The organism is Flindersiella endophytica, assembly GCF_054779015.1.
Window position 1 is genome coordinate 491,342 of sequence record NZ_BAAGYY010000036.1, and the last position, 18,256, is coordinate 509,597.

Genomic DNA, 18,256 nt, shown 5'->3' on the forward strand with positions numbered 1-18,256 from the left:
TCGCCAACTCGGCGCGCGTGGGGCACACCGCCACAGTGCCGGTTTTTGCGGCTTCGCCGCGTGGGGTGCCTCACCTCACGCGCGGCAGTCCGAACACCTCGAACAGTTCCGGATCCAGGAAGGAGACGATTCGTGCGACGCCCCACCCATCGCCTGCTGTGTGCGGAGCCGGCGTCAGGAGGTTGATCGACCAGGCGGTGTGCTCGGCGTCCGCGTGCTCGCCGACATACAACGCAACCGCGGGCTGCCCGTTCGCGCTGATCGTCCGATGCCTCCAGCTCGGGCACAGCTTCATCGGTACGGCACCGGCGAACTCCGCCACGGACGTCCGGCCGGCGTACCAGTGCGGCAACGGCGGCATCTCCCATGTCACGTCCTCGGTGAGCAACTCGACCAGCGCGGCGGTGTCGTGGCGCTCGAAGGCCGCGGCGAACGCGCCGGAGACAGCGCGCAGCTTCGCGTCGTCGACCTTGTGGGCTGCCGGCTGGTCTGCCCGGTCCGGCATCTTCTCCGCCACGATCCGCCGGGCCCGCGCCAGCGCGGAGTTCACCGAGGTCGTCGACGTCGCCATCAGCTCGGCGATCTCGGCGACCGAGTAGCCCAGCACGTCGAACAGCAGGAGTGCCGCCCGCTGGTTGCCCGGCAGGTGCTGCAGCGCCGCGACGAACGCCAGCTCGACGGCCTCGCGTACTTCGTAACGGGCGTCGGGATACGGCTCGAGCCAGGCAACGTCGGTGAGCGGTGCACTGTCGACGACGGCCCGCTCACTGGCCGGGCCGAGGTCGACGGGCAGCGCGCGCTTGCCGCGCGTCGAGATCAGGTCGAGGCAGGCGTTGGTGGCGATGGAGTACAGCCACGAACGCAGCGAGCCACGGCCCTCGAACGTCGCCAGCCGCCGCCACGCGCGCACCATGGCGTCCTGCAAGGCGTCGTCGGCGTCGTGGACCGAGCCCAGCATGCGATAGCAGTGCGCGTGCAGCTCGCGCCGGAACGGCTCGACCTGGCGTTCGAAGTCCGCATCGCCGGAGACCGCCGGAGTAACATCGCTCACGGGCGACGATTCTGCCGCACGCCCGGTGCCCCATCGCCCGGCCGGCGCCGGCGGCCTCAGCCCGACATCAGCAGCGGAACCAGCATCTCGTCCCGGGTAAGGGATCCGTGCCAGCCGACCAGCCTGGTCTCGTTGGGGAACACGCGCCCGCACTCCACCGCCGTCGAGCCGAGCGAGGCGATCATCACGTCGCCGATCCGGGGCAGCACGCGGTCTTCGACCACGCCGAACCAGCCGGCCTCGACTGCCTCGGCGCGGGTCAGCACGACGGCGTCGAGCCCGCGCACCGCGAGCCGTTCACGCCAGCAGCCGGCCACGTCGTCGGCAGCGCCCGGAACGGTGTAGAGGTAGCGCAGCCGTGGGTCGCCGCCCACCAGGCGGACGCCGATCGTCAGCGCGGGCTCGGCGTCGACGTCGAGCCGCGAGTCGAACGGCACGTCGACCATGCCGTGGTCGCCGGTGATCAGCAGTACGGCGTCGGCCGGCAGCTCTGCGCGCAACCGGGCCACGGACGCGTCGATGATCGCCAGCTGGCTGCGCAGGGCCGCCGAGTCGCAGCCTTCACGATGCCCGGTCCAGTCGAGGTCACCCTCGTAGACGTAGACCAGGCTGCGCTCGGCGGCGGCCGACGCCTCGACGACCCGGGCCGTGCGCTGGCCGATCGAGTCGGCCTCGACGTAGCTGCCGCCACGCAGCCCGGCGACGGTGATGCCGGACCCACGGAAGGCGGTCTTCGACACCGACGCCATCGCGACGCCCGCGGCCTCCGCCCGCTCGAACGCCGTGGCGTACGGCTGCCACTCCCGTGGCGCGACGGCGGTGTCCCAGTGCAGGGTGTTGAGCAGCTTGCCGGAGCCGGGGATCTCCATGGTGTAGCCGACCACCCCGTGCCGGCCGGGCTCCAAGCCGGTGCCGAGACCGGCGAGGCTGGTCGCCGTCGTGGAGGGCACGCCGGTGGTCAGCGGCTGGGCATCGGCCAGCAGGGAAGAGAGAAACGGTGCCTCGCTGGCGTGCCTGTGCAGCAACTGCCAGCCGAGCGCGTCGATCAGCTGCACGACGTAACGCCGGGCGGCCGGCAGACCGAGCCGGTTGGTTTCGCCCTCGACCCCCTGCGCGGCCAGCACCGACGGAAACAGGTCGCTGATGGCCGACTCACCGTAACGCGGGAGGATCAGCCCGTCCCGCGACATCATCGCCGGCATGCCACCGCGGGGGTCCGGGGGTCGTCCCCCGGTGTAAACAGCGGATTTGACCCGGCTCGCACACCCTGCGAGCACACCGCTCCCATCAAATCCGTCCGATCAGCCACGCCGGGTCGCGCCCGACAGCTCGAGCGCGAACCCGAGCAGGCGGCCGACCGCGTCTCCTCCGTCGACCGCCGAGCTGACCCGCAACGTGAAGTCGTCGGAGCTGATCGTTCCGGTGTAGCCGTGGTCGGCTTCGCAGGTCGGGTCGGCGCAGGAGGCCGGCTCCAGCTCGATCTGCCCCAGTGCGCCCCACCCGATGGTCAGGATCGCCTCGCTGACGTTGCCACCCGGCTCGTACGAAGCGGGGTTGGCCACCACGCGGCTCACCACCACCGACGCGATCCGGCCGATCGGCACCGCTTCGGTCGAGGCGGTGGCGTACGGCGTCGGGATCGTGTCGTCCGGCGGGTGCTCGTCAGTGTGGCCGACCACCAGCCGGGTCGGCGTCAGCACCAGCACGGTGACGTGCCTTCGCACCTCGTCGCCCTGGAAAGTCGGCTCGTGATGTACGAAGTACGACACGACCTTCTCTCCGGCCAGACAGGTCTCCAGCGCGTCGGCCACGACGTCTGGGTAGTAACCGCTGCGGTCGATGGCGGCACGCAGCTCCTGTGTCGCACTCGCGGACTCTGCCATGTTCTTATCCTTCCACCAACCGCCCCCAAAACCGGCGCTACTCGCCACCTACATTCGCGGTGGCGCGCTGATTCCGAGGACGGAAAGACCGGTCGCGAGTGTGCGGGCCGTGGCGTCGCAGAGCACGAGCCGGCTCGCCCTCAGCTTCTCGTCTTCGGCACGCAGGACCGGGCAGTGCTCGTAGAACGTCGTGAACGCCGACGCCAGGTCGTACAGATAGCCGGCGATCCGGTGCAGTTCGATCCCCTCGGCCGCCCGGTGCAGCACACCCTCGAACTCCCCCAGCCGCAGCGCCAGCGTCCGCTCGGCCGGGTGCTCGACGCGTACGCCGGCTCCGCGCAGGTCCGCCGGGTCGACCTCTCCCCTGCGGAACACCGACTGGATCCGGGCGTGGGCGTACTGCAGGTAAGGGCCCGTGTTGCCCTCGAACGAGAGCATCTGGTCCCAGTCGAAGACGTAGTCCTTCACGCGGTCGTTCGACAGGTCGGCGTACTTCAGCGCGCCGATGCCGACCATCCGCGCCACGTCGGCCTGTTCCTCCGCCGACAGGTGCGGAGCCTTCTCCGCGACCGTCGCGGCTGCGCGGCGAACCGCCTCGTCGAGCAGGTCGATCAGCTTGATCGAGTCGCCGGCGCGGGTACGCAACCGCTTGCGGTCCTGGCCCAGCACCACCCCGAAGCCGTCGAACTCGGCGACGGTTCCGTCCAGCCAGCCGGCCTCCCGAGCCGCCTGGAAGATCATCTCGAAGTGCATCCGCTGCCCGAGGTCCGTGGTGTAGATCAGGCGGTCCGCGGCCAGGTCCCGTGCCCGGTTGCGGATCGCCGCCAGGTCGGTCGTGTCGTAGAGGAAACCGCCGTCGGACTTACGCAGGATCAGCGGTGCCGGCTTGCCGTCGCGGCCGGTGAAGCCCGCCGGGAACACGCACAGCGCGCCCTCGCTCTCGACCGCGAGCCCCTTCTCCGTGAGCTCCTCGACCACCGAGGCGAGCTGGTCGTTGTAGGCCGACTCGCCCCAGATGTCGTCGGGCTGGAGCAGCACGCCGAGCCGGTCGTAGACGACCTCGAAGTAGCGTTCGGAGGCGTTGACCAGCTCCTGCCACAACGCGAGCGTGTCGGCGTCGCCGCCCTGCAGCTTCACCACGCGCAGCTTGGCCCGGGTCGCGAACTCCGGGTCGGCCTGGAACGCGGCGTTGGCGGCCTTGTAGAACTCGCCGAGGTCGCCGACCGACAGTTCCTCCGACGCCTCCTGGACGCCGAGGTCGACCAGGTGCTCGATCAGCATGCCGAACGGCGTGCCCCAGTCGCCGATGTGGTTGCGCCGGATCACCTCGTGGCCGAGGAACTCCAGCAGGCGTACGGCGCCGTCGCCGATGATCGTCGAGCGCAGGTGGCCGACGTGCATCTCCTTGGCGACGTTGGGCGCGGAGTAGTCGACCACGATCCGCTGGGGCTTCGGGTCGGCCGCCACGCCGACTCGCTCGTCGGCGGAGATCTCCTGAACCGCCCGGTCGAGCGCGGCGTTGTCGAGTGTGAGGTTGATGAAGCCGGGTCCGGCGATCTCGGCCCTGGCCACCAGTCCGGAAAGCTCGGCGCGCTCGATCACCTCCGCGGCCACGTCTCGGGGTGACCGTCGGACCTGCTTGGCGAGCCGGAGGGCGGCGTCGGCCTGGTAGTCGGCATGGTCCGAGCGCCGGACCGCGGGGTCGAGGTCCTCCACGGGAAGGCCGGCGACCTCCGCGAAGGCGGGCGCCAGCCGTTCGGCGAGCAGCTTGGGAATGTCGGTCACGGGACGTAAGGATCTCACGCCCCGTGGACCGCTACATGCGGGAGGGCGCGCTGATCCCGAGCACCGAGAGCCCCGTGGCCAGCGTGCGCGCGGTGACGTCGCACAGCACGAGCCGGGAGACGCGGGTCTTCTCGTCCTCGGCACGCAGCACCGGGCAGTGCTCGTAGAACGTCGTGAACGCCGACGCCAGGTCATAGAGGTAGCCGGCGATCCGGTGCAGCTCGATCCGCTCCGACGCGCGGTGGAGCACGCCCTCGAACTCGCCCAGCCGCAGCACGAGCGCGTGCTCGTGCGGGTGCGTGACGTGGACCTCCTGCCCGCGCAGGTCGGCCGGGTCGACGCCGCCCTTGCGGAACACCGAGTGGATCCGCGCGTGGGCGTACTGGAGGTAGCCCGCGGTGTTGCCGTCGAACGACACCATCAGGTCGAGGTCGTAGAGGTAGTCCTTGATCCGGTCGGCCGACAGGTCGCCGTGCTTCACCGCACCGACGCCGACGTCGCGTGCGACTGACGCCCGCACGTCAGCCGGCAGGTCCGGCGCCTTCTCCTCGACCACGGCGTCGGCCCGCGCGATCGCCTCGTCGATCAGGTCGATCAGCTTCGGCAGCTCACCGGACCGGGTCCGCAGCCGCTTGCGATCCGGTCCGAGCACCATGCCGAACGTGATGTGCTCGGCGCTCACCGGCTCCTTCAGCCAGCCGGCCTCGCGGGCCGCCTGGAACACCATCTCCAGCCGCAGGTGCTGCTCGTTGGCGACGAAGTACAGGATCCGGTCGGCGTGCTCGTCGAGGATGCGCCGGCGGATCGCCACCAGGTCGGTCGCCTCGTAGTTGTAGCCGCCGTCGCGCTTGCGGACGATGATGGGGTACGGATTGCCGTCGCGGCCGGTGAAGCCCTCGGGGAAGACGCACTGCGCGCCCTCGCTCTCGCGCAGCAGGCCTTTCTGCTCGAGCTCCTCGACGAGCGGCGCCAGGCCGTCGTTGTAGGCCGATTCGCCCGCCTTGTGCTCGGGCGTGAGCGTGATGTCGAGCCGGTCGTAGATCACCTGGAAGTGCTTGGCGGACTCGTCGATGTAGAGCTGCCAGTACTTCAGCGTCTCGGCGTCGTGGCTCTGCAGCAGCCGGGTGCGCTTGCGGGCCCGCTCGGCCCAGGCCTCGTCGCTGTCGAACTTGACCCGCGCGCCCTGGTAGAACGCCGTGAGGTCACCGATGTGGAAGCTCTCGGGCGTCGGCTCGATGCCGCTGTCGATGGCGTGCTCGATCAGCATGCCGAACGTCGTACCCCAGTCGCCGAGGTGGTTCTTGCGCAGCACCTCGTGGCCGAGGAACTCCAGCAGGCGTACGGCAGCGTCGCCGATGATCGTCGAGCGCAGGTGGCCGACGTGCAGCTCCTTGCCGATGTTGGGCGCGGAGTAGTCGGCCACGATCCGCTGAGGCGTGGCCGCCGGCGCGACGCCGAGCCGGTCGTCGGCCGAGATCTCCTGGACAACCCGGTCGAGCGCGCCGTCGTCGAGCGTGAGGTTGATGAATCCCGGCCCGGCGATCTCGGCCCTGGCCACCAGGCCGTCCAGGTCTGCTTTCTCGATGACGGCCTGGGCGATGTCTCGAGGTGACCGGCGAGCCTGCTTCGCCAGGCGGAGCGCGGCGTCCGCCTGGTAGTCGGCGTGGTCGGAACGCCGGATCGCGGGGTCGACGGCTTCGGTGGGCAGGCCGGTCACCTCCGCGAACGCGGGGGCCAGCCGATCGGCGAGCAGCTTCGGAATGTCGGTCACAGTTGGTAAGGATCTCACAGAACAGCCAGCCCACGCACCGCAGTTAACGTCGCGCCGTCTTGCCCCCGTTGCGGGTCGGTATCGGCACCTTGTACGCCCGAATAGCTGTCGCCACGTCCCGAAGGCTCTCCGTGCTACCGGTCTTGTTGATCACGAACCGAAGGAACAGGAGATAGGCGGCAAAACAGAGAAACGCCATGACGGCAACTACGGCCATCACCGCCAACCCGACCAGGACAGCAACCTCCATGGCGCCCGTAGCCCCCTATTCGCCCGACTCGGATGCTGAGACGCCTGTCTTTTGTGGCGGTGGGCTGGCCGCCGAGCTGCCGGTAGCGGTCATGAGCTTCGCCCTCATTTTTTCCGCAACCTCGGCCATATCGGCCACCAGACCGTAGATGGCCGCCGGTAGCGGTTCGGCGGTCCGGATCACGAACTCAATCTCGCCGCCGTCAATTGGCCAGGCTTGGCGTAGCGCCACGATGGCAGGACTTGTCGCTCCCGGCGGTGATGGAGTGACTATAGGCCCGTTGCCGTACGTCGCCGCTTCGGCAGATCCGACATCGCCGGCATCACGCTCAACCACCTCTTCTGGAAGATCACGTGCCTTGAACGCCGCCTCACGTGGCAGCAAGGTCACTTTGGAGCCATCGAACTGCCCGAGTCCGGCATACACGACACTCTCAATGAAGCTTTCGACGAATTTGTCCGCTTGGTCCGAAGCAACCCCATGACGCATGACCACGGAGGTCCGTACCCGCTGAACGTCGAGCGGAGTGCCCTTCGCGCTGTCGTTGTAAAGCATTCCGAAGATTCGGCATGACTCGAACGCAGCCAGAAGAAGTTCGCCACTACTGGTCTCGTCCAGACCATCCAAGACGAGTTGCTGCGCGAGCGCACTGAGCGTTACGCGATCCCGGTTACCGCGTTCAATCAGCCCCCAGTCGCGCAAGGAGGCCAGTTTGCTCCGGAAAGCGCCGCTGTTCGTCGTACTGTGCCCTAGATAAGCGGCTGCAGCGTCCTGAGTGTGGTCCGCACCATTTTGGCCGATCGTAAGGATCGCCTCTACAGACTCCTTGAGCGGCAACAGGGGAAACCCAGCACTGCGTTTCTTCGCCTGGGGCTTCGCAGACTCCGCCGTCCCGCCAACGTCGCCGGTCATCGCCACCTCCATCCTAAGACAGGGCTATCAGTCTATTTGCATACCGATAGCCTGTCAATAGAGGAAACATTAGCACGGATAGCCGGCGGCAGATGGGCTACGAGCCTGATCCCGGCTACGGTGCCGCCGCCGAGACGAGCTCGTCGAAGTGCTCGGTGATCCAGGCGATCGCCCGCATGCTCAGGTGCTGCTTCGCGGGGTTGGGCACCCAGCCGTACAGGAACCAGCGGACGAGGCCGATCTCGAGCAGCAGGATGATCGGCACGACCGCCGCCAGCTCCTGGTCGGTGAGCTCGGCGGTCGCGTGATAGCCGGCCACGTAGTCGCTCAGCACGGCGAGGATCGGCGCGGTTCCCGGCGCGTCCAGCTGGTCGCGCAGCCGGCTGGCCAGGTAGTCGCTGAGGTCGCGCACTCTCGGGCCGAGCGACAGGTGATCGATGTCGATGAAGCCGCTCACGTTCCCCCGGTGGACGAGCACGTTGCCGGTGTTGCAGTCGCCGTGGATGCGCTGCATGGGCAGGCCGGTCACCGTCTCGCGCAGCCGGTCGGTCAGCGGGGCAACCATCTCGGCGACCTCCGGCAGCTTGGGCAGGGCCCCGTCGAGGATGTCCGGGGCCGGGTCGTCGACGAACGAGCTCACCGGCCACGGGCAGTCGGCGAGCGCGCTGTCGAACTCGGCGATGGCCTTGCCGATCGCGTACGAGGTCTGCTTGGCGTGTGGGCCGGTCTCGTGGTTGCCCGGATCGCTGGGCACGAACGGGACCAGGGAGTAGCGCCGCTCCGCCACGACGGTGTGGATGGCGGCGCCATCGGTGACGATCGGTGCCGCGACCGGAATGCCCTTGGCCCGCAGGTGGGTGATGACGCGGTAGGCGTCGACCGGGCCGGCCCCGGGCGGGAACTCCGGCAGCTTCTTGAGCGCGTACGCCCGGCCGTCCTCGGCGACGACCCGCCACAACGGAAGCTCGGTCAGCCGGATCGGCTCGATCCGGGCCTCTCCGAGGATGGACTGCCAGGCCTCGAGGGCTGCGATGCAATCGGGGTCCGGGGTCGTCCCCGGGGAAAGTTCAGCCATGCCGGTGAGGCTAGGCAGGCAAGTCCGTTTCGCGCCCGACGGTTTTCGTGGCCGGATCCGGCCAACACTTCAGGCGAGGGCTACCTGCGAGGAGCGGGAAGGCACAGCGTCGAGCGTGGCGAGGGTCGCCTCGTCGAACGTGATGGCGCCGGCGGCCAGATTCGCTTCCAGGTGGTCGATGGTCGCGGTGCCGGGGATGAGCAGGACGTTCGGCGCGTGGTGCAGCAGCCAGGCGAGGCCGACCTGCTCCGCCGTCACGCCCAGCTTGCCGGCGGCGTCGCGTACGGCCGGCTCGTCGGTCACCTTGGGCATGGCCGGGAAGGCGCCGCCGAGCGGGAAGAACGGCACCCACGCGATGCCCTCGGCGACACAGAGCTCGAGCAGGTCCTCGTCGTCGCGGGTGACGAGGCTGTAGGCGTTCTGGACACAGGCGATACCCGCGGGCAGGGCGCGGCGCAGCACGTCGAGAGTGACGGCGCTCAGGCCGATCGCCCCGATCTTGCCCTCGTCGCGCAGTGCGGTCAGCACGGCCAGCTGGTCGTCGAGGTCGACCTGCTGGCCGCGGTGGGCACGTACGCCCGGGCCACCGTCGGTACGACGGAGGTTGACGACCGGGATCCGATCGACGCCGAGGCTGCGCAGGTTGTCCTCGACGCTCGCACGCAGCTGTTCCGGTCGCTGCGCGAGTCGCAGCGGAGGTTGGTTGCCCGGGTCGGACTCCGCGCCGACCTTGCTGACGACCACCACGCCGTCGTCCGGGCGCAGCACCTCACGGATCAGGTCGTTGACGTACCCATCACCGTAGAACTCGGCGGTGTCGAGGTGATCGACGCCGAGCTCGATCGCGCGGCGCAGCACCGCGATCGCCTGGGCGCGGTCGGCGTGCAGCCGGGCCAGCTGCATGGCGCCGTAGCCGACCCTGGCAACGGTGTGGGATGCGAGTGAGCCCGTGCCACCGGGTCGCGGGGTGTGGGTGTCGGTCATGTTCCTGTCTCCTCGTCGTCTTGAAGTGCGGCGCTCAGCTGCTCGGCCTGATACTGCGCAATCACCCGGCCGGCCATCGGCCCCGCGAGCTCACGGGCTTCGGTGGGGTCGCGGCCTTCGGTCCTCACCAGCCAGGACGTCAGGTAGTCGTGCAGCAGCTCGCGCATCCCCGCCGACATCGCGAGGACGAGGTCGCGCAACGCCGGGTCGGTCGTCGCCTCGCCCCAGGTCTGCACGGCCACGCGGGCCATCTCCGGTGTGATGGCGGCACTCAGGCGCGCCAGTAGATCGTCCGGGCCGGGCGGGTGGTCCTGCGCGGCGTACGCCTCGAGGAGCGCGGCCTTGCGGTCAAGCACCTCGCGGGTCACCGCCGCCACCAGGTCGGCCTTGTTGCGGAAGTGCGAGTAGATGGAGCCCGCCGACAGCCCGGACTCCGTGGCGATGTCGATGATCGACGTGCGTTCCAGGCCGTTACGTGCGAAGCACCGCAGCGCGGCCACCGCGATCTGGCCACGCCGCATCGCGCGGCGGGCCTCGGTGAGCTTCGGCACGAGCCTCCAAACGTAACGGCTGTTCTCGTTGTACTCTACAACAAGAACAGCCGTTACGTTTGGATGGGTGTCGCTCGTGGTCCTGATCCAGAGGGGCGGCGAACCCGGACGCTAGAGCAGCTCCTCGCGTTCCACGTCGAGGTTGACGAACGTGGGGCCGGCGGTGCAGAGCTTGCTCATGCGTTCGGCGAACCTGGAGGTCTCCGGCAGATCGCTGTTGCGCATGGCGTCGTCGTACGACGGGAACTCCACGATCTCGACGTAGCGGTTGGTGTTGTCGCGGTCGTGGCCGAGCGTCGCGCTGGTCGGGATCCGCTTGCCTTCGGTCGCCGCCAGCCACTCGTCCATGAGAGCGTTCATCTCTGCGGCCTTGGTGGTTTCGAAGTCGATGATCTGAACGAACTTCATGTGTTTCTCCGGGTGACATGGTCATGCAGAGGCAACGCGTCCAGTGCCTGTTTCGCGCCTACGCAGGCACCGGACGCGCGCCGCCCAAATGGCGGGCCTCAGCCCGACATGGGTTCCTGTACCCGCGCCTCATTGGAGTACGCGGACGCGGGCTCGAGGAACTGCCGGAGCTGATCACGTAGCTCCGGGGTGTCCTCGTGGCCGTGAACGGAGGCCGCGTGCTCAGCAGAGGCACGCACGACCTCATCTTCCTCACCGATGATCGTCAGCGAACAGTTGCTGTCGCTCGGCCATCTCCGGCAGTCAGCCATCATCCTTGCCACGCTGACCACCTCCTTACTGTAGGGCCCAATCCTTCGCAGCCGGGCGCACCAACGTCAAGGGACCATTGGCACCCATCTCGCGGGACTCTCAGCCGGTCGGGGGGTTGGCGCAGCTCGGCTTCAGCACTGCCTTGACCTCCGGACTGTCGATGTTCTCCTTCGTCACGAATGTCACGCCCGTGTCGGTGTTCTTGGGAGACTTGCCGTCCCGCAGCGCCGACACCGCGGCGTTCACGCCGTCGTAGCCCATGCGGAACGGGTTCTGGACCACCAGTGCGTCGATCGTGCCGTCGCGGACGGCTTTGAGTTCGTCCGGGGCCGCGTCCCAGCCGATGATCTTCACTTTGCCGGCCTTGCCTGCCTGCCGGACGGCTTCGGCCGCGCCCAGGACGCCGGGTTCGTTGGCGGCGAAGATGCCGTCGAGGTCGGGGTGGGCGGTGAGGATGTCCTCGGTCACCCGCAGGCCCTCGTTGTAGTCCGACTCCGACGACTGTTCGGCCACCTTCTTGAGGTTCGGGTGCTTCGCCAGCCCGGCGGTGAAGCCCTCCACCCGCTGGTCGTTGGTCGCGGTTCCCGGCTGGAACGGGATCAGCGCGATGTCGTGATTCCCCTTCCCCAGCGCGGATGCGAGCAGGTCGGCGGCCTTGGTGGCAGACGCCTCGTTGTCCGTCGCGAACAGGGCGACGTCCGCCGGCTGCGGGTCGGTTCCGGAGTCGATGTTGACCACGACCAGGCCCGCCCGCTTGGCCTCCGCCGTCACGTCGGCCAGCACCTTGGCGTCGGTCGCGGCGTAGACGAGGCCGTCGACGCCCTGGGTGATGAAGTTCGACAGGAGGTCGACCTGGCCGCTCACGTTTGTCTCGGCCTGCACGCCGTCCCACTGCACCGTGACGTCCTTGTGCTTGCTGGCCGCGCACTCGGCCCCGACCTTCACCTGCTCCCAGAAGTCGAAGCCCACGGCCTTCGGTACGACCGCCAGCTTGATCGGCCCGGTCTTACGTTCCGGCGCCGCACTCGCGCCCTTCGTCGAGTCGCCGTCATCACCTTCACCACGTACGTTGGCCCCGCCGCAGCCGCCCAGTCCCACCACCAGCGCCAGCAGGAGAGCGGCCGCCAGCTCGACAGGTGTCTTCCGCATCGCTCCAACTCCCTTGTCTCGAAGGCTTTCACGTTCCCGTACGCGCCGCGATCCGCCTGCGGCGCACGATGTCCCACCAGACCGCTATCCAGATGATGAGCCCGATGATGACGTTCTGATAGAAGAGGTTGATGTCGAGCAGGACCGAGCCGTTCCGGATCAGTGCGAGGATGAACGCGCCGATCAGCGTGCCGGCCACCGAGCCCTGCCCGCCGGCCAGCGACGCCCCGCCGATCACCGCGGCCGCGATCACGTCGAGCTCCAGGCCGATCCCGAAGTTCGGCTGGCCGGAGTTGACCCGGGACGCGGCTATCATCCCGCCGAAGCCGGCCATCGCACCCGCGATCACGTAGACCGCCGTCAGGTAACGCCGTACCGGAATGCCCGACAGGCGCGCCGCGTCCGGGTTGGACCCGATCGCGTACGAATACCGACCGAGCTTCGTCCGGGTCAGCACCAGATGCCCGAGCACGGCCGTGATCACCAGCAAGATCAGGGGAATCGGGATCGGTCCGTACTCCCCCTGCCCCAGCAGCCGGAAGTCACCCGGCAGCCCGTACACCGCCTTCGGCGTCAGGATGAACACCAGCCCCTTGCACACGCTCATCATTCCGAGCGTTGCCAGGAACGGCGCCATCCCGGCCACCGACACCAGCAGGCCGTTGATCACGCCTGCCAAGGCGCCGATCAGCACCCCGGCCACGGTCGCGAGCTGCCACGCCACGCCGAGATCGAACATCAGCAACGCGGCGCCCACGCCGGCCACCGCCGCGACCGCACCGACCGACAGGTCGATCCCGGCCGTGATGATGACCAGCGTCATGCCGATCGCGATGATCGCCGTCACCGCCGTCTGCTGCCCGATCTTGAACAGGTTGTCGGCCGTCAGGAACTTGTCCGACGCCACCGACAGCGCGACGGCCAGCACCACCAACGCGGCGCCGGCCGTCAGCTGCGACAACGTCTGCGTCGTCCGGTGCCGCAACGGTCGCAGCCACACCGCGAGGTTCATGCCGCGCCCCCAGAAGCCGCAGCGGCCGAGGCCCCAGTCGCAAGCGCCATCACGCCCTCCTCCGACCATCGTGGATCCGTACGGACCAGCTCGCCCGCGATCCTGCCTTCGTGCATGACCAGCAGCCGGTGGCACATCGCCAGCAACTCGGGCAGGTACGACGAGACCATCGCGATCGCCTTGCTCTGCTTGCCTTCCAGTCGCGAAAGCTCCGCTATGAGCCGGAACATCTCGGCCTTCGCCCCGACGTCGATGCCGCGCGCCGGCTCGTCGAGCAACAGCACGCGCGCGTTCGTCTCCAGCAGCTTCGCCACCGCGACCTTCTGCTGGTTGCCACCGGACAACGTACGCACGGCCCGGTCCACCGACGGTGTACGAATGCCGAGCCCGTCCCGCCGACGCTCGGCGCGTCGCCGCTCCTCCGAGAGGCGCAGCACGCCGTAGAACGACGGCAGGCTCGCCATCGTGATGTTGTGCGCGATCGGCAGGTCGACCGCGAGCCCGTCACCCTTGCGGTCCTCCGACAGGTAACAGATCCCGGCCGTGAGGCCGTCTGACGGCCGCCGGATCCGCCGTACGACACCATCGACCTCGACCTGTCCGGTGTCGATCGGGTACGCGCCGAACACCGCGCGCACCAGCTCGGTCCGCCCTGACCCGACCAGGCCCGCGATGCCCAGCACCTCGCCCGCGCGTACGGAGAAGTCGCACGGTCCCAGCCGGCCGGAACGGCCGAGGCCCGACACCCGCAGCACGACCTCGCCCGGCGTGGTGTCCGGCGTGGGATACAGCTGCGCGATGTCGCGCCCGACCATCAGCCGTACGAGCGTCCGCTCATCGAGTTCGCCCACCGCCCGGGTCTCGACGACCCGCCCGTCGCGCATGACCGTCACCCGGTCGGCGATCCGGAAGATCTCCTCCAGCCGGTGGCAGATGTACAGCACGGCGATGCCGGTCGAGCGCAGGTTTCCGATCACGTCGAGCAACTCGTCGACTTCGGTGTCGTTCAGCGTCGCCGTCGGCTCGTCCATGATGACGACCCGGGCGTCGACACCCAGCGCCTTGGCGATCTCCATCAGTTGCTGCTGCGCCACCGACAGCCCGCGGACGACCCGGCCCGGGTCGACGTTCAGCCCGACGCGTTGCAGCAGGACCGACGCCCGCCGGGTCTGCTCGGACCGCCCGATCACGCCGAGCCGCGACGGCTCACGGCCGAGGAAGAGGTTCTCCGCGACGGTGAGGTCCGGCGCCAGCGCGAGCTCCTGGTGCACCATCGAGATGCCGAGGCGCTGCGCCGAACGCGGCCCATGGAACGACATCTCGGCGCCGTCGACCAGGATCGACCCGGAGTCGGCCGGCTCGATCTGGGCGAGCAACCGCATCAGAGTCGACTTGCCCGCACCGTTCTCACCTGCGACGACGTGCACCTCGCCGGGGAACAGGTCGAGGTCGACCTCGCTCACCGCGACGATCGGGCCATAGCGCTTGCTGACCGTTCGCAAGCGTACGACCGGTTCCGGCATGGCTACCTCCCGCAACAGGGGGTGTCGGTCCTGGTTATCGCCGTTGGGTACGGCGCGTCAACAGCCGGTTCCAAAGTTGGACGCACGCGCCAACCGTTAAGGTCGGAGCCATGGCGTACACCGGAGAGGTCAAGGTCGGCGGGCCGCCCCAGGTCCGGGAGCTGGCAGGGCTCGTGCTCACGAAAGTGTCCGTGGGGCCGATGGACAACAACGCATACCTCCTGCGCTGCCGCGAGACCGGCGAGCAGGTGCTGATCGACGCGGCCAACGACGCCCAGACGCTGCTCGCGCTCGTCGAGTCCGGCGGCGGGCAGCTGACCAGGGTCATCACGACCCACCAGCACGGCGACCACTGGCAGGCGCTGCAGGAGGTCGTCGATCAGACGGGTGCCGTCACGGCCGCCCACGCCGACGACGCTTCCGGGATCCCGGTGCCCACCGACGAGGAGCTGCACGACGGCGACCAGGTGGCGGTCGGCGTCCACGAGCTGTCGGTGATCCACCTGGTCGGGCACACGCCCGGCTCGATCACGCTGCTCTACGACGAGTCAGGCGGCAGGCCGCACATCTTCACCGGCGACAGCCTGTTCCCCGGCGGCGTCGGCAACACCCACGGCAGCAAGGAAAACTTCGAGACGCTGATCAACGACGTCGAGGAGAAGTTGTTCGGCCGGCTGCCCGACGAGACCTGGGTCTATCCGGGACACGGCAAGGACACCACGCTCGGTGCCGAACGCCCCAACCTCGGCGAGTGGCGGAAGCGCGGCTGGTGACCACCGACTCTCTGGCAGGACGCAGGGTCCTCATCCTCGGGCTCGGGGTGATCGGCGGTGGCGTCGCGGTCGCGCGCTACTTCGCCGCGCAGGGCGCGACGCTACGCATCACCGACCTGCGTTCGGAGGCGCTGCTGGCGCCCGCGCTGTCGGCGCTGCGCGAACGAGGCGTGGACGCGGAGTTCGTCCTCGGCGAGCACCGCGAGGAGGACATCGAGTGGGCCGACGTGGTGCTGCGCAACCCTGGCGTGCCGCCCACGTCACCGTACCTCTCGCTGGCGCGTCAACTCGGCAAGCCGATCTGGATGGAGCTCGGCTACTTCGCCAAGCACTGCCCGGCCCCGATCAGCGCGGTCACCGGCACCAAGGGCAAGACGACCACGACCAGCCTGCTGCACCAGCTGCTCGAGGCCGACGGCAGCCACGTACACCTCGCGGGCAACATGGGTGTGCCGGCGATCGCGTTGCTGGACGAGCTCACGGCCTCCGACCGCGTGTTGCTGGAGGTCTCGGCGCAGCAACTGGAGGCACTGCCCGGCTGGCCCGTCCAGGTCGCCGTCATCACCAACATCGACGACGACCACCTCGACCGGTACGGCTCGCTGCCCGCGTACCGCTCGGTGAAGGCCTCGCTCGCGCTCGGCCAGGGCGCTGACGACTGGACCGTCCTGCCGGCGTGGGATCCGGAGCTCGCCGAGCTGTGCGCCAAGGCACCGTCGCGGAAGGTCTTCGTCCAGGACCCGGACCGCCCGGTCGCGGTCGCCGACCTGGAGCACGCCGCCGTCGTGTCGCTCTCGTCCGACGGCGTCGTCTGGACCGGCGCCGACGGCGTGGCGGTGACGTTGTGTGGCTTCGACGGGTTTTCCCTGTTGGGCAAGCACAATCGGGTCAACCTCGCGTTCGCCGCTGCCGCCGCCTACATCAACGGACGGCCGCCGGAGCTGATCAGCCGGACGGTGCCCGAGCTGCGCGGTGTCCAGCACCGGCTCGAGCCGATCGGCACGGTCGACGGCGTGACGTACGTCAACGACACCGCGGCCACCGCGCCGATCGCAGTGGCGTCCGCGCTGGAAGCACTGTCGTCGCAGGGACCGCTGGTGCTGATCTGCGGCGGCGTCGCGAAGGGCTCCGACTTCACGCCGATGCTCGACGCGATCGAGAAGGCTCAAGCGGCGTTGGTGTTCCTGCCGGGTACGGGCACCGACCAGCTGCTGGAAGCACTGCGCTCCCGCGGCTACGCGAGGCCGGTGCGGGAGGCGTCGAGCATGGTCGAGGCGGTCTCGTTCGCGCGCGAGCTGGCCGTACCGGAGGGAGCGAGGCACGTGCTGCTGTCCCCCGGCTGCGCGAGCTTCGGCCTGTTCATCAACGAGTTCGACCGCGGCAACCAGTTCGCCGCGGCCGTCGCCACCCTCGGCGGCGACAAGCTGCCAGGACGCTGACGCTGCGAAAGGTGTGCCAGCTCCCTCCGTCCGGATCGTCCGCAACCGTGCCGGCTGCGCACGATCCTGTTCGACATCGGATTCTCCGAGCGCGACTTCACCACTCACCTCTCATCTGCTCGTCGACCGGTTGATCTACAGCCGCCTCCAGGCCGGCGGCGGCTGGTGGAGCGGCGAGGAGTAGCCGCGAGGCCGCACGGCAGCAAGGTGCCCACGCCCTCGAATTCGCGTGGTTCCTTCAGCACGATGGTTCTGGCCACCGCTTGTTCTTTTCGAGGGGAAACCATCATGTCTGAGGCATCACGACCATCCCGGCGCGGCTTGCTCCGCGCCGGGGCCATTGGCGCGATCGGCGCCGGAGTCGCCGGCTCCGGGCTGCTCGCCACCGCCGCACACGCCGACACTGGCGAGGACATGCTCTACGTACCGCCGTCGCTTCCGTACGGGCCGCTTGCGGCCAACGAGAAGGCCTTCAACAACATCGACGGCACGCCGACGATGTACATCCGTGACGGGACGGGTGTGCGCAAGCCGGCGACGTTCTACTGCACGTTCGGTTTCTTCGACACACTCGTGCCGTGGGTGCGGCGGCTGCGCAGCATCAGCGCGAGCCAGGGCTATCCGGGGCTGGAGTTCATCACGTCCGCGGGCGCGTACGTCAACAAGACCGGACAGCACGGCGCCGGCACGGCGATCGACATCGACGAGATCGCCTGGACCGACGGGCGGATCTCCCGGATGATCGGCCTGGACTGGCAGACCTCCAAGCCGGCAGACCTGCGCAAGCGTTACTACGCGGTGGATGCCACGCTGCGCGCGCACTTCCGCTGGTCGCTGGACCGCACGTACAACTCCGACCACTACGACCACATCCACTCCGACTTCGGTGGGCTCCCGGTCATCCTCGGCAAGAGCACCTCCTCCGACGTCGGTTTCGTGCAGGCGGTCTGCAACGAGTTCATGGACTCCGGCCTGTCCGTCGACAAGATCTGGGGTCCGCTCACCCAGGCCGCGTTCGACCAGTCGCGAAGCCGGCTCGGTGTGACGAGCGGCAACCCGCACACGACGACCTCGGTCTATCGCACCTGGCTGGATGCCGTTGCCCGTAAGGGATTCGCCAACCAGGCGTTCTAGCCTCGATCTTTCATGTGGCTGGCGATCGGTGGCGTTGATCTCGTGCTGGTCGTTGCTGGTGTGGGTGGCTGGGTGTGGGCAGGGGTGGTTCCCGGCGCTCGGTTCGCCGGTTGTCTGGGTCCTTGGTGGTAGGGGCGGTGGGGCTTGGTCAGGCGGTTTGCAGCGCTGCGAGGCCGGTGTGGATGAGGTGGTTGTAGGGCCAGCCTTGTGGCAGGCGGAGTCGTCGCCGGCGCCCGGATTTGAT

General features: G+C 68.8%; 17 protein-coding genes. 3 read left to right on the forward strand and 14 right to left on the reverse strand.

Going from position 1 to position 18,256, the window contains the following annotated elements; translation table 11 throughout:
- Window positions 1–70: 70 nt before the first annotated feature.
- The 14 genes from ACYVF6_RS40855 to ACYVF6_RS40920 all read right to left on the reverse strand — a co-directional run bounded on the left by ACYVF6_RS40855 (window position 71) and on the right by ACYVF6_RS40920 (window position 14,666).
- Window positions 71–1,051 carry a sigma-70 family RNA polymerase sigma factor gene (locus ACYVF6_RS40855; protein ID WP_460530444.1) on the reverse strand — a complete coding sequence of 327 codons (981 nt, stop codon included), beginning with the start codon at window positions 1,049–1,051 and terminating at the stop codon, window positions 71–73.
- 56 nt (window positions 1,052–1,107) lie between these two features.
- Window positions 1,108–2,244: an alkaline phosphatase family protein gene (locus ACYVF6_RS40860; RefSeq protein WP_460530447.1), complete on the reverse strand. Its 1,137-nt coding sequence runs from the start codon at window positions 2,242–2,244 to the stop codon at window positions 1,108–1,110.
- 108 nt (window positions 2,245–2,352) lie between these two features.
- Window positions 2,353–2,934, reverse strand: a complete 582-nt coding sequence (locus tag ACYVF6_RS40865) for a DUF5998 family protein (protein WP_460530450.1) — start codon at window positions 2,932–2,934, stop codon at window positions 2,353–2,355.
- A gap of 48 nt (window positions 2,935–2,982) precedes the next feature.
- The gene (argS, locus tag ACYVF6_RS40870; RefSeq protein WP_460530453.1) at window positions 2,983–4,719 is read right to left on the reverse strand and encodes an arginine--tRNA ligase; all 1,737 of its coding nucleotides are present in this window, start codon (window positions 4,717–4,719) and stop codon (window positions 2,983–2,985) included.
- Window positions 4,720–4,750: 31 nt separating this feature from the next.
- Complete coding sequence (argS, locus tag ACYVF6_RS40875; protein WP_460530456.1) at window positions 4,751–6,490, reverse strand: arginine--tRNA ligase; 1,740 nt, start codon at window positions 6,488–6,490, stop codon at window positions 4,751–4,753.
- Between the two features lie 265 nt (window positions 6,491–6,755).
- Window positions 6,756–7,652 carry a hypothetical protein gene (locus ACYVF6_RS40880; protein ID WP_460530459.1) on the reverse strand — a complete coding sequence of 299 codons (897 nt, stop codon included), beginning with the start codon at window positions 7,650–7,652 and terminating at the stop codon, window positions 6,756–6,758.
- 115 nt (window positions 7,653–7,767) lie between these two features.
- Window positions 7,768–8,727 (reverse strand): phosphotransferase enzyme family protein, encoded by a 960-nt coding sequence (locus ACYVF6_RS40885; RefSeq protein ID WP_460530462.1) that lies wholly within the window; start codon window positions 8,725–8,727, stop codon window positions 7,768–7,770.
- A gap of 69 nt (window positions 8,728–8,796) precedes the next feature.
- Window positions 8,797–9,711 carry an aldo/keto reductase gene (locus ACYVF6_RS40890; protein WP_460530465.1) on the reverse strand — a complete coding sequence of 305 codons (915 nt, stop codon included), beginning with the start codon at window positions 9,709–9,711 and terminating at the stop codon, window positions 8,797–8,799.
- Window positions 9,708–10,262: a TetR/AcrR family transcriptional regulator gene (locus tag ACYVF6_RS40895; RefSeq protein WP_460530468.1), complete on the reverse strand. Its 555-nt coding sequence runs from the start codon at window positions 10,260–10,262 to the stop codon at window positions 9,708–9,710. Before ACYVF6_RS40895 ends, ACYVF6_RS40890 begins: the two co-directional genes overlap by 4 nt.
- A 111-nt stretch (window positions 10,263–10,373) precedes the next feature.
- Window positions 10,374–10,670 (reverse strand): hypothetical protein, encoded by a 297-nt coding sequence (locus ACYVF6_RS40900; RefSeq protein WP_460530472.1) that lies wholly within the window; start codon window positions 10,668–10,670, stop codon window positions 10,374–10,376.
- A gap of 98 nt (window positions 10,671–10,768) precedes the next feature.
- A complete protein-coding gene (locus tag ACYVF6_RS40905) occupies window positions 10,769–10,984 on the reverse strand; it encodes a DUF1059 domain-containing protein (protein WP_460530539.1) in 216 nt (71 codons plus the stop codon).
- Between the two features lie 97 nt (window positions 10,985–11,081).
- Window positions 11,082–12,131 (reverse strand): ABC transporter substrate-binding protein, encoded by a 1,050-nt coding sequence (locus ACYVF6_RS40910; protein ID WP_460530475.1) that lies wholly within the window; start codon window positions 12,129–12,131, stop codon window positions 11,082–11,084.
- A 28-nt stretch (window positions 12,132–12,159) separates the two neighbouring features.
- Window positions 12,160–13,143, reverse strand: a complete 984-nt coding sequence (locus ACYVF6_RS40915; RefSeq protein ID WP_460530478.1) for an ABC transporter permease — start codon at window positions 13,141–13,143, stop codon at window positions 12,160–12,162.
- Window positions 13,140–14,666, reverse strand: a complete 1,527-nt coding sequence (locus ACYVF6_RS40920) for a sugar ABC transporter ATP-binding protein (protein ID WP_460530481.1) — start codon at window positions 14,664–14,666, stop codon at window positions 13,140–13,142. The genes ACYVF6_RS40915 and ACYVF6_RS40920 overlap by 4 nt, the downstream gene beginning before the upstream one ends.
- Before the next feature lie 110 nt (window positions 14,667–14,776).
- On the opposite strand from ACYVF6_RS40920, the gene ACYVF6_RS40925 reads away from it, so the two are divergent.
- The 3 genes from ACYVF6_RS40925 to ACYVF6_RS40935 all read left to right on the forward strand — a co-directional run bounded on the left by ACYVF6_RS40925 (window position 14,777) and on the right by ACYVF6_RS40935 (window position 18,012).
- Window positions 14,777–15,439 carry an MBL fold metallo-hydrolase gene (locus ACYVF6_RS40925; RefSeq protein ID WP_460530484.1) on the forward strand — a complete coding sequence of 221 codons (663 nt, stop codon included), beginning with the start codon at window positions 14,777–14,779 and terminating at the stop codon, window positions 15,437–15,439.
- The gene (gene murD, locus ACYVF6_RS40930) at window positions 15,418–16,878 is read left to right on the forward strand and encodes a UDP-N-acetylmuramoyl-L-alanine--D-glutamate ligase (protein WP_460530487.1); all 1,461 of its coding nucleotides are present in this window, start codon (window positions 15,418–15,420) and stop codon (window positions 16,876–16,878) included. The genes ACYVF6_RS40925 and murD overlap by 22 nt, the downstream gene beginning before the upstream one ends.
- A 288-nt stretch (window positions 16,879–17,166) precedes the next feature.
- The gene (locus ACYVF6_RS40935; protein WP_460530490.1) at window positions 17,167–18,012 is read left to right on the forward strand and encodes an extensin family protein; all 846 of its coding nucleotides are present in this window, start codon (window positions 17,167–17,169) and stop codon (window positions 18,010–18,012) included.
- The last annotated feature ends 244 nt before the right edge of the window (window positions 18,013–18,256 follow it).